The organism is Synechocystis sp. PCC 7509 (genome assembly GCF_000332075.2).
Taxonomy (GTDB): domain Bacteria; phylum Cyanobacteriota; class Cyanobacteriia; order Cyanobacteriales; family Chroococcidiopsidaceae; genus Aliterella.
Genome location: NZ_ALVU02000001.1, coordinates 3,968,381 through 3,984,542, shown reverse-complemented (window position 1 = coordinate 3,984,542; position 16,162 = coordinate 3,968,381). Strand labels below are relative to the sequence as shown.

Sequence of the window (16,162 nt, the reverse complement as noted above, 5' to 3'; positions counted from 1 at the left end):
TTTAATTGATATGAAATTAGGCAAATTGTTAGCTCAAGTTAGCGGTATTTCCCTATCGCCCGAACATCCAGCAATGGAGAAAGAAGTAAAAGGTTTAACGACTAATTCTCATGCTTGTCAACCGGGAGATTTATTTATTGGAATGCCTGGAACGCGCGTGGATGGGGGCGAATTTTGGTCAAGCGCGATCGCATCAGGGGCAATAGCGGCTATAGTTTCCGTTCCCATTGCTAACGATGCAGCTAACCCTTGTTTAATTGGCGCTACAGACATGGTATCTGCTTGCGCGGCAGTAGCAGCAGCTTTTTACGCTCATCCCACCAAACAAATGCAACTTGTCGGCATTACTGGGACTAATGGCAAGACTACCACCACCCATTTAATCGAATATTTCCTCACAGAGGCGCATTTATCTACCGCCTTAATGGGTACGCTTTACACTCGTTGGGCGGGTTTTGAAAAAACTGCGGCGCATACAACACCTTTTGCGGTGGAATTGCAACAACAATTTGCCGAAGCGCGAGATGCTGGCTGTAAGTTTGGCATTATGGAAGTTAGTTCTCACGCTTTGGCGCAAGGAAGGGTAAAAAGCTGCGAATTTGATGTTGCAGTGTTTACTAACTTGACTCAAGACCACCTTGATTATCACAAAGATATGGAGGATTATTTTAGCGCCAAAGCTTTGTTATTTAGCCCTGAATATCTGCAAGGATTAGCGATAATTAATATTGACGATCCAATAAGCGATCGCCTAATTAACCAAATACAATCTCCAGTATGGCGTTACAGTGTGAGCGATCGCACGGCAGACTTATATACTACCGACTTAAAATACCAATCATCGGGGGTTAGCGGCACTCTCCACACGCCCAAAGGTGACATTGCTTTTGAATCGCCTTTAGTCGGACAATACAACTTAGCCAACCTTCTAGCCGCCGTAGGGACAGCCTTACATTTAGGCGTAGATTTAGAATTAATTGCTCAAGCATTACCTAATTTTCCTGGCGTACCCGGACGCATGGAAAGAGTGCAAATCTCCCCAAACCAAGACATCAGCACAATTGTAGATTACGCACATACCCCCGACAGTCTAGAAAACTTACTTCTTGCTGCTCGTCCATTTATTAGCGGTAAAATGATTTGTGTATTTGGATGTGGAGGCGACAGAGATCGCACCAAACGCCCTAAAATGGGCAAAATCGCCGCCGAACTTGCCGATGTTGCGGTTGTAACTTCCGATAATCCCCGTACCGAAAACCCCGAACAAATATTGCAAGATATTTTAGCGGGTATACCTGCAACGATTAAACCAATAGTAATAAGCGATCGCGCGGCGGCAATTGAAGACGCTATACTGCAAGCCAAACCCGGCGATGGCGTACTAATTGCCGGAAAAGGTCACGAAGATTATCAAATCCTTGGTACAGAAAAAATTCACTTTGACGATCGCGAACAAGCCAAAAACGCCCTAATTAAACGTTTGGGCTAAAAGGGACTTGTAAGAGATTTGGAATTGGTCATTGAAATTATCTCCCATTACCAATTACCAATTACCAATTGCTAATTCTTGAATGCTCCTATAAAGTACCTATCAAGGCATTATTACAAAAATAAGTATGGTCAATTCTTTTAAGCAATCTCCTAGCCTTTATGAATTGAGTCTTAGTACCGAGCTACCTTCACAATTATTATGTGTAACACCAGCTACTTTACTAGCTCTAGTACGGGCAACAATCGATTTGCTAATTGAGCATAAAATCCGCGCCCAGCTTTGGGTTAAGTTGCCACCAGGAAAAATTTGGTACTCAGAAATTCAACGCTACAATGTAGCCAATTTAAGTGAAGGAGTATATAATTGCTTAGTTTCTAAATCTACAGAAACTAATTTAATTGACCCGTCAATCTCAGTAAAGCTAACACCCACAAGTAAATTACAACGCGAATATTTCCTCTTAGTTTTGTCACCACAGTTTTGTAGTTTAGCCTTGGCGCACCGTCGCCGCATTCAGCGCCAAGGGACAGTAACTAGAGTTCTTTCTCCATCCAAATTAGTCAATAAACCTAGACAAAATTCTTCTTTAGTAGCAATTTGTTCCTATGAAACTTCAGTAATTGAGCGCGTATTGGCAGGAATTAAACAAGAAGTCATTGCGATTACAACAAAAAATTCTACTAAGAAAACAACCGCAAGCAGTCAAGCGCAACTAACTGAGCTATTACAAAATTGGGATTCATTATTTACGGTAGCACCATCCCAAGGAACGTTAATTAACCATCTAGCTGTCAAGCAACTGCAACGCTTTGATGAAATAATGCGTAAAACAAAAGTTGAACGAATAGCAAAGTTACAACAGCAAAATCGAGAATTAACAACTAGCGTAAGTCTTAAAGGTGAATTGCTCCGCCGTGCTAGTGAAGAACTACGCACACCTTTGACTAATATGAAGACTGCCCTAAGTCTGCTTAATTCACCGCACCTCAAACCACCGCAACGAATGCGCTACTTGCAAATGCTGCATACAGAGTGCGATCGCCAATCTTCAGTAATTAATGGTCTACTAGAACTATTAGAAATCGATCAAATTCCCAAATATACACCTTTGCAACCCGTCCGCCTCAGCGAAATTGTGCCAGGAGTCGTCAGCACTTATCAACCTTTAGCCCAAGAGAAAGGTATTATGCTGGCGTACACCGTACCAGAACAATTGCCTGCGGTATTGTGTTTCAACTCTTGGCTGAAACAAATAGCAATTAATTTGTTGCACAATAGTATTAAGTTTACACCGCGTGGGGGTCAAGTGTGGGTGCGATCGCGCGTCATGGGCGATCGGGTAATGTTGGAAGTAAGAGACACCGGAATTGGCATTGCCGAACGCGATATACCGAGAGTATTTGACCGTTTTTATCGTATTCGTCCCACCGCCGACGATAGTAGCGGTGCAGGTTTGGGTTTAACTATTGTCCAGCAGCTTTTACAACGCTCTGGTGGCACAATTTCCATTAAAAGCAAACCCGGAGAAGGTTCTACTTTTACGATCTTATTAGCAGTAGCTCCGACAATCCCAGTCAACTAAGTTTATGGCTAACAACTAGGTTGATACAAAGGCGGATGATTCAAATCCATAGGCAAGAAAATAGTTAAGACTTCTCCCTGGTGGGGGCGTTGTCTAACAATCAATTTGCCACCAATTGCTTGAAATAGATACTTTGTGGCATTGAGGTTGAGGCTAATATTACCAGTCTCCGGTTGAAACATCAGTAGCTGACCTAAAGATTTAACCGTAGGCGCGATGTAAGGTGGCGGTACAGACTTATCGCCCTCACCGGCAAAAGATTGATGTAATAGCTGTAGTTTTAGTTGATTGCCTGCGGGAATAACTTGGACTTGAATATGACTACCCGCCGTCAAATTGCGAGTAAAATTTTCAATTAAACCCGTCAAAACTTGATCTAGTATAGTTGGATCGCTAACTACTGTAGGCATTTGTTGAGGTAAAATCACATCCAAAGTTAAGTTGCGCCGATGGGCTTGTTGTTGCCATCGCGGGATGCTTTGTTGTAGTACCTGCGCTAAAGACATGGCTGTTAGTCCTACAGTATTAGTCATGGCATTTTCTACTAATTCCGCAGCCTTAAAAATTAATTCCATGCGATTAACTTGCTCGGTACACTCGCTGTCAATGACTTCTAAACGCTTCTTGACTTCTGGTGCTAAATCTTTGCGCTTCAATATCAACCGTGTCAAAGTGCGGATAGTGGTTAAAGGTGTACGTACTTCATGAGCAAAGGCTTGTAATAGTTCTATATCTGAGCGGTGGGAGTTTTTTGGAGCAGTTAAATGTTCGTCTTTAGTTGCTTTTGCTTGCGAATGCTTCAGTAATAAATGACTAAAATCCGTTACTAGCCGATAATCTGGCGCTATAGGGGTAAATTTTTCTACTAAAGCATCCAACTTATTGATCGCCAACTGTGGATTAGCTAATAGTAAACGCGATCGCAATAATTGCCATACTTTAGTAACTTCTTCTGGCTCGAAAGAAAACCTAAATGCTTGATTCCCATGATTATCAACGCCTAAAACTAACAGCAAACTAAATTTAGCTGTCAAAACTAAGCAAAACTGCTCCTCAGACAAAGGATCGTCAAGGAGTAAAGGAAGCTGTTGAAAAGTAGCAATTTGACTAGAAATAGATAAATTAGCTGGCGGTAGCTGTGGGGAGGATTCCGCCCTTTGTGGTGCTACAAAAACCCAAGTTGGCAGGCAATTAAGTAGAGTTTGGTTGCTCCATAAAGGCGATGAAACTGCAAATACTGTCCCTTGGGGGGATGGAGTGCGATCGCCTGTAGTATCTATAATTTTTAGTAGAAACTCCTCTGTTGCAGAAACTGCGGCGCTCCATTCCTGCTGTGCTTGAGTTTCTAAAGGTGACGAAGACAGCCTTAAAGTGTCGCCATGGGGAGATTTCTGGTCAAATTTTCCGTCTAGTAATTCATTTAGGGTAGGCAGCATCCATTTTTGCACGAGCATTTGCCCCTTCAACAGTTACAAATCGCTTAAGTTATACAACCATATTTAATACGAGCTTATAGGTATTAGAGCATTAGTAACAGTCGTAGAACCGAACCCTGGAGTCGCAATTGCCGCTAAAACGTTTTTACCGATTTTTTTATTAATAATACGTATTACTAAAAATTAGTTATCCCCAAGCAAAAATTTTCCTTAATAATTCTAGAGTCTCTCTGTTAATAGATAGATGCAATTATTCCACCTGTAGACCGATGAAATTTAGGTATAAAAAAGCGAAAACTGTAATGTTAGCAAAAATAATATTTAACTTCTGTATTTAAGCTAACTCTGTTCAAATCGTAAGACGGAGGAAAAAAAATGGTATTAGGTTTAAACAAACGGGCAGTTGGTGTATTTAGCACTCGTAATGAAGCCGAACACGCGCTGCACGAGTTAAATAATTCTGGCTTTCCCATGAACAAAATTTCAGTTATCGCCAAAGATGATAACCAAGCTGACATTGCCGGCGTTGACGTTCAAGATAAAGTCGGCAACAAAGCTGATGAAGGAGCTAGTGCGGGAGCGCTAACAGGCGGCGTATTAGGCGGAGCTACAGGTTTACTTGTAGGCTTAGGTGCTTTGGCAATTCCTGGTGTAGGCCCAATTGTATTAGCTGGTGAAGTAGCTACAGCGTTGGCGACAACCTTAGCTGGCGGCGCTATTGGCGCGGCGGCGGGTGGATTAATTGGTGCTTTAGTTGGCTTAGGAATTCCTGAGAAAGAAGCCAAAAACTACAACGATCGCGTATCACGAGGTCATTACTTAGTAATGGTAGATGGTAACGACGCTGAAATCGCTAGAGCCGAGACAATTTTGACAGGTAGAGGAATTGAAGACTTTGGTATCTACGATAGACCTGATAGCACACCTGCGGGTAGTTATACGGCGGGGACGAGTTATGCAGAGCCAGATACATTGAATACTACAGCTACGAGCGTAGTCAGCGATCGCGATAATGTGACGACAGGCGATCCTAAAGTAGTAATTGTCGATCGTCGTGAAGAAATTTAGTTAGTAGAACAGTAGCCTCTTTTCTCCTTCAAAAGGGGACAGGAGGCAAAAACAATTAGTGTAAGCGATCGCTTACACGCCAAATTTTTAAAAATAGTTACGAGGCAAAAATGAAAAAATTTATTCCTTTTATAATTGGCAGTCTACTAGCTGTTGGGGCTGTTAGTTGTCAAGATACTGCTAAAACCAGCGCCGACGCTCCTAACAACGCCGGAGAAACTGTTGCAGCACCAGAAGCAAGCACCGCCGCCCAGACTCAAAATGATGCAACTAGCGAAGTTCGCAAAGATCAGCTAAATTCTGATATTAGAGCGCGAGAAGACCGCAATAATGTCACAGGCGGCGATACTAATAGAGCCGAAGGAGACTTGAAAAGCGAAGTTCGTAGTAAATTAGAAGCGAACCTTCCTGCTAGTCAATTAGGGGTGGAAGCAGAAAATGGGGTAGTAACGGTAAGTGGTACAGTTCCCACGGAAGAACAGTTACAAAAAGTTGAACCTTTGGCAAAAGAAATCAAAGGAGTAACTAGCGTCAAAGTTAACGTTCAAGTCAAGCCAGCAACACCTAATTAGCAACTATTTGTAGAGACGTTGCACTGCAACGTCTCTATCGTAATGTTTCGGTTAAAGCCGCGATCGCACGATCAATATGATTTTTTTGATGAGTTGCCATTAGTGAAAACCTAATTCTACTTGTAGGTACAGTTGGCGGACGAATTGCCGGCGCAAAAATTCCCGCCTTTTTTAACCCAGATGCAGCTTGCAAAGCCACCGTCGCACTAGGATACTGACAACAAATAATTTGCGATTGGGAATCAATGATTGATAGAGGCAACTGTTGTTTGAAATAAGCGACGTTATCCCAAAGTTGTTGACGACGCTCAGGTTCAGAACGAATAATTGCGATCGCACTTATTGCGGCGGCGGAATCTGCGGGAGAAAGGGCTGTAGTATAAATCCAACTAGCGGCGCGATTACGCAGAAAATCAATCAAAAGCTTTGAACCTGCAACAAAACCGCCCAAACTACCCAAAGCCTTACTCAAAGTTCCGACTTGAATAAGCTTACTATTTGAAATCCCAAAATGTTCCGCACCGCCCGCGCCGGTAGCTCCAAATACGCCTGTAGCATGGGCTTCGTCAACTAAAAGCATACAATTAAACTCGCGGGCTAAGTCTGCAAGCTGCGGTAAAAGGCATAAATCGCCATCCATACTAAAAACGCTATCAGTAACAATTAGACAACGGCGAAACTTAGCACGTTGTTGAGATAGCAGGTTTTGAAGAACTTCGGTGTTTTTGTGGGGATAATCTATAACTGTTGCACCGCTAAGAATCGCCCCATTTTTAAGACAAGAATGATTGTAGGTATCCGCTAAAATTAAATCGCGTTTATCAACTATTGCCGAAATTGCGCCCAGATTCGCCAAATAACCAGAACTAAATACTAAAGCATCTTCCGTTTGCTTAAGAGAGGCGATCGCATTTTCCAATTCTCTATGCAACTCTCGATGTCCGCTAAGTAGCCTAGAACCCGTGCTACCAGTACCAAATTCCGTTGTTGCAGCTATAGAAGCTTGAATTAGGCGATCGTCTCCCGCTAGTCCCAAATAGTCATTACTGGCAAAATTTATAACTTCTTTGCCTTCCAACTGTACTACTGCGCCGGGTTTACCTTCAATTACCTGCACCGAGCGATACCAAGACGCGCGGCGAATAGTATTTATTGCTGGTTCTATCCAATCGTAAGGATCGCACTGCATTTTAAAAGATCGATTTTTACCAGAAAAAGCATAATAGCAAATAGAGACTACCAAACCTAGTGCGATCGCATTTATCCCCAAATTATGCCAATTATCGAGGCTGAAAACCTCAGCAAAGTCTATCCTGTCGCCATCAAAGAACCTGGACTGAAGGGAACAATTAACCACTTTTTCCACCGCACCTATCGCTCTGTAGACGCTGTAAAACAAGTTTCCTTTTCTATTGAGCCGGGGGAAGTAGTGGGCTTTCTAGGGGCAAATGGAGCTGGGAAAACCACTACATTAAAAATGCTTACGGGGTTAATTCATCCCTCCTCCGGGAAGGTACAAGTTGCTGGATTTACCCCTTTTGGGCGAAAATCTGCCTTTTTGCAGAAAATAACCCTAGTTATGGGACAAAAACAACAATTAATCTGGGATTTACCCGCTTTAGACTCCTTAAAAATCAACGCCGCTATCTATGGCATTTCTGATAAAGAATACCGAATGCGCGTAGGCGAACTTACAGAAATGCTATCTCTGCAAGATAAGCTCAAGCAACCCGTGCGAAAACTATCTTTAGGCGAACGCATGAAAGCCGAGTTTCTCGCCGCCTTGTTGCACCGTCCCCAAGTATTATTTTTAGACGAACCAACTTTAGGATTAGATGTAAATGCCCAAGTGGGAGTACGAGATTTTTTGCGCGACTACAATAGCAAATATGGGGCGACAATCCTGTTAACTAGCCACTATATGGCAGACATTACCGCTTTGTGCGATCGCGTACTTGTCATTCATCAAGGACAATTAGTTTACGATGGCGGCTTAAATAAATTAATTGACAACTTTGCTCCTTGTCGGGAAGTAAAAATAGAACTTGCTCATCCGTTACCGGAAGCCAAACTATTACCCTACGGTGAAATCAAAGCTTTAGACGGACAATCAGTCAGATTTTTAGTAGAGCGTGACGAACTAACTCGGACTGTAGCCAAGATGTTAGCAGAATTAGAAGTAATAGACTTAACCGTAACCGATCCTCCAGTTGAAGAAATTATCGGGCGAGTTTTCAATGCTGGAGGTGTGTCATGAGTGGAGTTTTCCGTAAAGCCAAAGTTTTATCATTGGTTTACTACGCCTATATGATGGAATACCGCGCCGAGCTATTTTTATGGGCATTATCGGGTAGTTTGCCGTTAATTTTGATGGGCGTATGGTATCAAGCAGCGCAAGGTGGACAATTTGGGCTAAGTCCTGTAGATTTTACCCGCTACTTTCTCGCTGTATTTGTAATTAGGCAATTTACAGTAGTTTGGGTAATTTGGGAATTTGAAAAAGAAGTCATAGAAGGGCGACTTTCGCCGAAACTATTGCAACCGCTAGATCCAGTATGGCATCATGTCGCAGGGCATTTTTCGGAAAGGTTTGCTCGATTACCTTTTGCTTTAGCACTCATAGCAATGTTTTTCGTTATTTATCCCCAAGCCTTCTGGATTCCTGGCTTAAGTAATGTTCTACTTTTTGCTATATCTGCAATCTTTGCTTTTGCCTTGCGGTTTATAATTCAGTACACCTTTGCTTTATTTGCTTTTTGGACTGAACGAGCAAGTGCAATTGAAAGCTTATGGTTTTTACTATATTTGTTTCTTTCTGGACTAATTGCGCCTTTGGAGATGTTTCCCCAAGGTGTGCGCGAAGTATTGCTGTGGACACCATTTCCTTACTTAGTTCATTTTCCCGCCGCCTTACTAATTGGATTAGATGTAAATATAATTCAGGGGTTTTTAGTCATGCTTGGTTGGGGTGGCTTCTTTTTTGTGTGGAATCGTTGGCTGTGGCGCAAAGGACTTAAGCAATACTCAGGAATGGGAGCTTAGATAACTTCGATACAAAGTTTGTACTGTCGCTTCCGCATCACCGGATAGTTATTGCTGCAAAATTTCGATAATTTGGGCTAGGACTTGCGATAATTTTTCTGTTTGAAGTCCTCCTGAAGTGAAGTCGTTATTGGTAATTGCGATCGCCTAAGAGTCAGTGGTAATTTGACAAAGAATTAGATCATCGCCTGAGAGAGTAGCAATAACTAAAGCGGGACGGCGTTTAGTTTGGGTTAAATCTGAAAATAGAAAAGGAACGATAATCACATCGCCTTTTATAAATGTTGCCATGCTTCATCTTCCTGTGGGGTCAACCAGTCCTTTTGCAAGGAAAATTCGCTCAATAAGGCAGTTTCTAACTTTTCAGAAGCAAGATGTTTGTATTTGAGAAATTGAATAAAGTTGAGGACTTCATTTAGTAGTGGTTCAGGAATATGCTCAATTTGATGAATAATTTGTTCTTTAGAGTTCATAAAATTACCGACAATAACTTACATTAAACTGGGCTTTACGGCTTGGGAATCTCAACTATATTCCCTCATACATCCTATAAAAACTACTAAATCTATTGGTGGGCATACATTTTATGCTTTTGTATCTATAGGTACTAAATAATGTTTTTTAATCCCCTTGCGGGCATTCATCCCACAATGTAGTTATTTCCCGCAGACTTTGATGATTGCCATTACCCAAAATTAAATGATCCAATAGCGGAATCCCCAATATCTGCGCTCCCGACAATAATTGGCGCGTCAACTCAATATCTTGGGTACTTGGTTCTACGCTCCCGGACGGGTGATTGTGAGCAACTACAACTCTTGTCGCACCTTGACGAAGCACCTCCCGAAAAATCTCGCGGGGAGGCGCTAGGGTTTCTGTAGCTGTACCAATGGTAATTACTTGAGTACCTAGCAAGCGATTTTTCACATCTAATAGCAGCACGGCAAAACGTTCTTGAGATTGCCACATTAAATGTTGACTTAAGGCTGCTGCCGCCTCTGCGGGGCTTTCAATAGGTGTACGATCTAAGGGGCGCGATTGAAAAGCTCGTTTTCCCAACTCCACCGCCGCTAAAATAGTAGTGGCTTTCGCTGGCCCAATTCCTTCAATTTGCATCAATTCTTGAACGCTGACTTCTCTTAAAACTGCCAAAGGATCGCGATCGCACTTACTTAGTTCTTGTAAAATATGTTGCCCCAACCCTACAGCCGAAAGTTTACCTGCTCCTTGTCCTGTACCTAACAAAATTGCAATTAATTCCGCCGTTGCCAAAATCTGAGAACCGTTAGCTATTAAGCGTTCGCGCGGTCGCTCTGTGGTCGGTAAATCGGCAATTCTTAGGCAGTAGGTCATAAAGGTAATTACTCAAGCGCAACTATCTTTATTTATCCCATTTGAGTCTAAAAAATCACATTATCTTACTAATTATATTTAGCAGCGCACTTTGTAATCTGAAATACTGATTTGTCGGCTTTTCGGGTTTATAGCAGATTGCATTTGTATAAAGTACACGTTTAAGTAAGGGCGCAATGCATTGCGCCCTTACAGATATCTCTCACTCAATTGAGAATTGAGAACCGCCATAATTCCTAAAACAAAGGTGTTGCTCAATTTTTGGTTGATTAATACTTGTTACTTCCAACTCCCAACTGATGACTTAACTTAGTTAACCCGTTTATAGTAAGTGTGCTGGCTGCTCAATCCTTCGTTTACGGAATAACTTTTATGACTTCTGACCAGCCTTCTAAGCAATCTACTGATGAAGTGTCCGTTTCAGAGCAGCTTGGCGATAACTTATTTCCCATCGTTGGTATTGCTGCTTCGGCGGGTGGACTAGAAGCTTTTATAGATTTGCTGACGTACTTACCTGTCGATACAGGAATGGCTTTTGTATTAATTCAGCACTTGGCTCCTGACCACAAGAGCTTGCTAACAGAGATTTTAGCAAAAAAGACAAAAATGCCTGTCAGTGAAGTAGTAGACGGTGTGATGGTTGAACCAAATCGCGTTTACATCATTGCGCCCAATACCAAAATGATTTTAGCTCAAGGAAGGCTAAGACTTGCGCCGCGTGAGAGGGTTGAAGGAAAATATATGCCTGGTGATGCCTTTTTTACCTCCTTAGCCGCCGAACAAGGCTCTAAAGCGATCGCAGTGATCTTATCTGGAGGTGATGGGGACGGATCTTTATCATTAACACATATTAAAGCCGCCGGGGGTGTGACTTTTGCCCAGTGTGAAGAAACGGCAAAATTTGACAGTATGCCCAATACTGCGGTAGCCACAGGGAATGTAGATTTTATTTTGCCTCCCCAAGAAATTGCCGAAGAACTAGCAAAGCTAAGTATTCATCCTTTTATTGCTCCCCAAGCAATAGCCAAACTGGTAGAAAATTCGCCGCAAAGCATTGAAGGTATGCAGCTAATTTTTGCCTTGCTCAAATCGTCAACAGGTGTAGACTTTAGCCAATACAAGCTCACGACGATCGCGCGACGAATGCAGCGCCGAATGCTGTTATATAAACTAGAAAAGCTAGAAGATTACGCCCAGTATTTGCAAAACAACGAGGCGGAAGTTAAGGCACTGTATGCAGAAATATTGATTCATGTTACTGGCTTTTTCCGCGATCCTTTAGCTTTTCAACAGTTGGTAGAGCAAGGTTTTCCAATTATCACCAAAAACAAAACAGCAAAATCACCTCTGCGGATTTGGGTTGCTGGATGCTCGACGGGGGAGGAGGCTTACTCGATTGCCATTTGTTTGCTGGAATTTTTGGGAGAAAAATCCCTTCATTCGCTCATTCAAATCTTTGCCACCGATATCAGCGAGACGGCGATTGAACGCGCCAGAACAGGAACTTATAGCGATGTGCAAATGGTGGGTGTTTCACCAGAACGCCGCGATCGCTTTTTTACTAAGCTAGAGTCTGGCGGCTATCGAATTAGTAAAGCTGTCCGTGAATTATGTGTCTTCGCCCGTCAAGACTTGAGCAGCGATCCACCTTTTGCCAATTTGGATCTAGTTAGCTGTCGCAATGTGATGATTTATTTGGCAGAGTCTTTACAAAAACAGGTTTTATCTATTTTTCATTACAGTCTCAACTCTAAGGGAATTTTGATGTTGGGGAGTTCAGAAAGCACTGGTCACAACTCACAACTGTTTGCTGTAATTGATAAAAAGCACAGAATTTATACTAAAAACCTGACGGAAACTCCGCCAATTTTTTCTTTTGTTGCCAGCAAATATCCAACTACAATAGTGGACAACCCTAAAACTACAAACAACAATCCCGCCGATAGTTTTGACTTAGGCAAAGAAACCGACAGGCTAATATTAAATCGCTACGCTCCTGTGGGTGTAGTAATTGATGACAAAATGACTGTGCTGCAAGTTCGCGGTGAAACCAGCTTTTATCTCAAACTTTCACCAGGAACCCCAAGCTTTGACCTATTTAAAATGGTACGAAAAGACTTGCTTGTTGCCTTACGTGCCGCCGTTTATGAGGCACAAAGGCAAAATGTGCTGGTAAGAAAAGAGCGGCTAAGATTAGAAAATGAAAGTCGCCTGAAAATAATTAATCTTGAAGTCATCCCCTTTAAAGATGCGATCGCCAAAAAAAGCTACTTTTTAATTTTATTTACAGAAGTAACACCCGCAGTTAACAATTCCATCCCTGTAAAGCGTGAAGGTTTAGATTCGGGTGACTTAGAACGTGAGATTGACTTGCTCAGAGCGGAACTCGCCATAGCAAACCAAGAGCGAGCGGCGGCGGGTGAATACCTGCAAGCAGTGACTCAAGAGCAAGAACACACAAATCAAGACCTCAAAGTTGCCAATGAGGAAATCTTATCGAGCAATGAGGAGTTGCAAAGCATTAATGAGGAACTCGAAACCGCTAAAGAGGAAATTCAGGCTACTAACGAAGAACTGAAAACAACCAACGAAGAACTCCGTAGTCGCAACTTAGAATTGCATCATGTCAATAACGATTTGACAAACTTGATTGCTAGTATTGATATCCCAATTTTAATGCTGACAAACGACTTGCGGGTGCGACGCTTCACCCCAACAGCGCAAAAATTACTCAATTTTATTCCTACCGATGTCGGGCGACCCTTTAGAGACATTAATGCCAATCTTGACATTCCTAACTTAGAAGAATTGATTGTAGAAGTCATAAATAGCCTTAAATCCATAGTCTTAGAAGTTCAAACCAATGGGGGGTATTGGTATAACCTCCATATTCGTCCTTACCGGACTATAGACAACCGCATTGACGGCGCGGTAGTGGTATTGATAGACATTGATGCCCTCAAAGGGGGTGCTGCAAATCTCGAATCTGCCCGTAACTATGCTGAGGCTATTGTCGAAACCGTACAAGTGCCATTGCTGGTACTGAATGGTGAACTAGAGGTCAAAAAAGCCAATCAAGCATTCTATAGAACTTTTGAGGTTTCATCAAGGGATACAATCAATTCTTCGATCTTCGATTTGGGAAATGGGGAGTGGAATTTTCAATCTCTGCGAGTTCTGTTAACCGAGGTACTTGCCAATGATACAGAAATTCAAGGATTTGAAGTAAACCATAACTTTGAGCAAATAGGGCAGAAAACTATGCTGCTCAATGCTAGTAAAATTCTGCATGAAGACAGTATTCAACTACTGCTGTCGATTGAGGATATTACCGAGCGGAAACTACTTGAATTAGAGCGCGATCGCGCTCTAATTCAAGAGCAAGCGGCGCGCTATACCGCCGAGGTTGCCAACGCGTCTAAAGATGAGTTTTTATCAATTGTCTCTCACGAATTACGCAACCCTCTAACTGCCATTCTAGGGTGGGTGCAGTTGCTCCGCAATCGTGAGTTTGACAAATCTAAAATAGATCATGCACTGGAGACAATCGAGCGCAGTGCTAGGGCGCAAAATAAATTGATTGAGGATCTTTTAGAAACCTCACGCATTACCGCCGGGAAGTTTCACCTTAACATCAGTGCGATCGCCTTAGCTCCGGTGATTTCGTCAGCTATTGAAATTGCTCGTACATCGGCTAATGCTAAAAATATTGGGATAGAAAAAGTGTTTACACCGAAAACTGTATTGGTATTCGGCGATATGGATCGCTTGCAACAGATAATCTCAAATCTGCTTACTAACGCTATCAAGTTTACCCCTTCTGGGGGGCAAGTGACAGTATCGCTCGATTGTACTAGCTCCCTAGCACAAATTCAAGTGAGCGATACAGGTCAGGGCATCAGCGCCGAGTTTATTCCTTTTGTTTTTGAACGGTTCCGTCAAGCCAATAGCACCAGCACTCGGTCAGAGGGTGGACTTGGACTGGGACTTTCAATTGTGGAGCATTTAGTAGGCTTGCACGGTGGTACAGTTAGCGCCGCAAGTCCTGGCGAGGGGCAAGGAGCAACATTCACAGTCCAGCTACCTCTTTTAGAGACAAGACAAGGAGACAGCAAAGAGATTACTTCCTCTCCTCAAATTAGCCTGTCACTTCTAGAAGGATTGAGGGTACTTGTGGTAGAAGATGACGCGGGTTTACTAGAATTGATAAAAACAATTCTCGAACAGTATGGAGCCGAAGTAACAGAGGTTAATTCAGCAAAAAATGCGATCGCCTCGCTCACAAATAATCCTGGCAAATACGATGTTTTATTGTCAGACCTTGGAATGCCAGAGGACGACGGCTACTCGCTCCTGCGTCAGGTGAGAGAACTTAGCCCAGAGTTAGGGGGGCAGATTCCCGCCGCCGCCTTAACAGCTTACGCGCGCGAAGGCGATCGCCAGCAGTCTTTTGCTGCTGGTTTTCAAAGACATATTGCTAAACCAGTGCAGCCAGAGGAATTAGTATCAATTATTGCCGAGCTTGCCCAAATCAATCCAGAAACAAAATAAACTCTATTGCCGAATTTGCGGAGCCTTCAACATATGGTAAGTAATCAACAACTGAGTTAGCGCCAAAGGGTTGCTTTGAATTGTTTCCCCTGTTGTGCCTGTAACCTTGCCTAAGTTGGGGTTACTTTCGCGATCGCATATATTCTTCAAATTCGGCATATCGCTACATATTAGCTTCTCTAGCTCGTACACCTGCTCTAAGGTTGCATGACCGTCTATTTCTACCACATCTACAGGTTTACCCATATCTCTATCTAATTCCAGCCGCACGGCGGGGGTAGCATTGGTGTTGTTAGAAATAATTTGTGTAAATTCGGGGTGAGGAATCGTTGGACGCAGTACCAAGCGAACGTTTAGTAAAGGATCTTCTTCAGTATTATCGTTTGGTGGGTAAAAACTTACTACTACATCCGCCCATTGACGTTGGGGACGAATAAATTCTTCCGAATCTGGTTCGCGTTTTGCCATTTCTGCCAATACTTGCTCTTTGGTATAGCCGCGTTTAGCTGTATCGCGCTTGACTTTCCAATCGGCGCGGAGTGCTTCGGGGGGTGCTAAATATACTTTGACATCATAAGCATCTCTGGCGGTGCGAGTAGAATAACCTAGTAAGCCTTCCACGACAACAAATTTATTCGGCTTAATATACACTGGCGGCTCAAAGGTTCCGGTGGTGTGACTGTATACAGGTTTAAGTATTGGTTGTCCTGTCCTCAACAAAGAAAGATGTTGTTGCATAATGTCGAGATAGTTACAATCGGGGTGCAAGGCGGTTATACCTAATTCTGCCCGTTGAACGCGATCGTAGCGATGGTAATCATCAGTACAAATAACTGTAACGTTATCCTCACCTAATACTTGAGCAATGCCTTTTGTTAAAGTTGTTTTGCCAGCAGCACTATCGCCGACAATACCTAAAATAATCGGACGATTGCTCATAGTTACTCCTATATTGGAATGAATCTACTGGAAAGACTTAATTTTACTGGAGAATGGGATGCTAATATTCTCTAACTTTGGTTACAAGTTAATCTCACCTCATTGAGGAGAATTTGAGGATGACTAT

General features: G+C 42.7%; 13 protein-coding genes. 7 read left to right on the top strand and 6 right to left on the bottom strand.

Going from position 1 to position 16,162, the window contains the following annotated elements; all coding sequences use genetic code 11:
* Positions 1–10: 10 nt before the first annotated feature.
* Positions 11–1,489 carry a UDP-N-acetylmuramoyl-L-alanyl-D-glutamate--2,6-diaminopimelate ligase gene (locus SYN7509_RS0219870; protein ID WP_009631481.1) on the top strand — a complete coding sequence of 493 codons (1,479 nt, stop codon included), beginning with the start codon at positions 11–13 and terminating at the stop codon, positions 1,487–1,489.
* 127 nt (positions 1,490–1,616) lie between these two features.
* Positions 1,617–3,074, top strand: a complete 1,458-nt coding sequence (locus tag SYN7509_RS0219865; RefSeq protein WP_009631480.1) for a DICT sensory domain-containing protein — start codon at positions 1,617–1,619, stop codon at positions 3,072–3,074.
* 8 nt (positions 3,075–3,082) lie between these two features.
* On the opposite strand, the gene SYN7509_RS0219860 is transcribed toward SYN7509_RS0219865, so the two are convergent.
* A complete protein-coding gene (locus tag SYN7509_RS0219860; RefSeq protein ID WP_009631479.1) occupies positions 3,083–4,528 on the bottom strand; it encodes a sensor histidine kinase in 1,446 nt (481 codons plus the stop codon).
* 357 nt (positions 4,529–4,885) lie between these two features.
* On the opposite strand from SYN7509_RS0219860, the gene SYN7509_RS0219855 reads away from it, so the two are divergent.
* Entirely contained in the window at positions 4,886–5,578 is a 693-nt protein-coding gene (locus SYN7509_RS0219855) for a general stress protein (RefSeq protein WP_009631478.1), read from the top strand.
* Between the two features lie 110 nt (positions 5,579–5,688).
* The gene (locus SYN7509_RS0219850; protein ID WP_009631477.1) at positions 5,689–6,150 is read left to right on the top strand and encodes a BON domain-containing protein; all 462 of its coding nucleotides are present in this window, start codon (positions 5,689–5,691) and stop codon (positions 6,148–6,150) included.
* A 34-nt stretch (positions 6,151–6,184) separates the two neighbouring features.
* Here the strand turns inward: SYN7509_RS0219850 and bioF are convergent, their stop codons facing one another.
* On the bottom strand, positions 6,185–7,339 hold the full coding sequence (gene bioF / locus SYN7509_RS0219845; RefSeq protein ID WP_009631476.1) for an 8-amino-7-oxononanoate synthase: 1,155 nt from the start codon (positions 7,337–7,339) through the stop codon (positions 6,185–6,187).
* 84 nt (positions 7,340–7,423) lie between these two features.
* Here bioF and SYN7509_RS0219840 point away from each other — a divergent pair, with 84 nt between their 5' ends.
* Positions 7,424–8,407: an ABC transporter ATP-binding protein gene (locus SYN7509_RS0219840; protein ID WP_009631475.1), complete on the top strand. Its 984-nt coding sequence runs from the start codon at positions 7,424–7,426 to the stop codon at positions 8,405–8,407.
* Positions 8,404–9,192, top strand: a complete 789-nt coding sequence (locus SYN7509_RS0219835; RefSeq protein ID WP_009631474.1) for an ABC transporter permease — start codon at positions 8,404–8,406, stop codon at positions 9,190–9,192. Before SYN7509_RS0219840 ends, SYN7509_RS0219835 begins: the two co-directional genes overlap by 4 nt.
* A 147-nt stretch (positions 9,193–9,339) precedes the next feature.
* Here the strand turns inward: SYN7509_RS0219835 and SYN7509_RS30785 are convergent, their stop codons facing one another.
* The 3 genes from SYN7509_RS30785 to radC form a co-directional block, all read right to left on the bottom strand.
* A complete protein-coding gene (locus SYN7509_RS30785) occupies positions 9,340–9,483 on the bottom strand; it encodes a hypothetical protein (RefSeq protein WP_009631473.1) in 144 nt (47 codons plus the stop codon).
* Complete coding sequence (locus SYN7509_RS0219825) at positions 9,468–9,665, bottom strand: DUF2281 domain-containing protein (protein ID WP_009631472.1); 198 nt, start codon at positions 9,663–9,665, stop codon at positions 9,468–9,470. The genes SYN7509_RS30785 and SYN7509_RS0219825 overlap by 16 nt, the downstream gene beginning before the upstream one ends.
* A 148-nt stretch (positions 9,666–9,813) precedes the next feature.
* A complete protein-coding gene (gene radC, locus SYN7509_RS0219820; protein WP_009631471.1) occupies positions 9,814–10,545 on the bottom strand; it encodes a RadC family protein in 732 nt (243 codons plus the stop codon).
* 372 nt (positions 10,546–10,917) lie between these two features.
* Between radC and SYN7509_RS0219815 the strand changes: the two genes are divergently transcribed.
* Positions 10,918–15,096 carry a CheR family methyltransferase gene (locus SYN7509_RS0219815; protein ID WP_009631470.1) on the top strand — a complete coding sequence of 1,393 codons (4,179 nt, stop codon included), beginning with the start codon at positions 10,918–10,920 and terminating at the stop codon, positions 15,094–15,096.
* A 3-nt stretch (positions 15,097–15,099) separates the two neighbouring features.
* Here SYN7509_RS0219815 and SYN7509_RS0219810 read toward each other — a convergent pair whose 3' ends face one another.
* A complete protein-coding gene (locus tag SYN7509_RS0219810) occupies positions 15,100–16,035 on the bottom strand; it encodes a phosphoribulokinase (protein WP_009631469.1) in 936 nt (311 codons plus the stop codon).
* Between the last annotated feature and the right edge of the window lie 127 nt (positions 16,036–16,162).

What these genes read in the sequence shown, in the direction of transcription:
- SYN7509_RS0219870 (WP_009631481.1), top strand. Translation starts at nt 11, where the DNA reads ATGAAATTAGGCAAATTGTTAGCTCAAGTTAGCGGTATTTCCCTATCG.
- SYN7509_RS0219865 (WP_009631480.1), top strand. Translation starts at nt 1,617, where the DNA reads ATGGTCAATTCTTTTAAGCAATCTCCTAGCCTTTATGAATTGAGTCTT.
- SYN7509_RS0219860 (WP_009631479.1), bottom strand. Translation starts at nt 4,528, where the DNA reads ATGCTCGTGCAAAAATGGATGCTGCCTACCCTAAATGAATTACTAGAC.
- SYN7509_RS0219855 (WP_009631478.1), top strand. Translation starts at nt 4,886, where the DNA reads ATGGTATTAGGTTTAAACAAACGGGCAGTTGGTGTATTTAGCACTCGT.
- SYN7509_RS0219850 (WP_009631477.1), top strand. Translation starts at nt 5,689, where the DNA reads ATGAAAAAATTTATTCCTTTTATAATTGGCAGTCTACTAGCTGTTGGG.
- bioF (WP_009631476.1), bottom strand. Translation starts at nt 7,339, where the DNA reads ATGCAGTGCGATCCTTACGATTGGATAGAACCAGCAATAAATACTATT.
- SYN7509_RS0219840 (WP_009631475.1), top strand. Translation starts at nt 7,424, where the DNA reads ATGCCAATTATCGAGGCTGAAAACCTCAGCAAAGTCTATCCTGTCGCC.
- SYN7509_RS0219835 (WP_009631474.1), top strand. Translation starts at nt 8,404, where the DNA reads ATGAGTGGAGTTTTCCGTAAAGCCAAAGTTTTATCATTGGTTTACTAC.
- SYN7509_RS30785 (WP_009631473.1), bottom strand. Translation starts at nt 9,483, where the DNA reads ATGGCAACATTTATAAAAGGCGATGTGATTATCGTTCCTTTTCTATTT.
- SYN7509_RS0219825 (WP_009631472.1), bottom strand. Translation starts at nt 9,665, where the DNA reads ATGAACTCTAAAGAACAAATTATTCATCAAATTGAGCATATTCCTGAA.
- radC (WP_009631471.1), bottom strand. Translation starts at nt 10,545, where the DNA reads ATGACCTACTGCCTAAGAATTGCCGATTTACCGACCACAGAGCGACCG.
- SYN7509_RS0219815 (WP_009631470.1), top strand. Translation starts at nt 10,918, where the DNA reads ATGACTTCTGACCAGCCTTCTAAGCAATCTACTGATGAAGTGTCCGTT.
- SYN7509_RS0219810 (WP_009631469.1), bottom strand. Translation starts at nt 16,035, where the DNA reads ATGAGCAATCGTCCGATTATTTTAGGTATTGTCGGCGATAGTGCTGCT.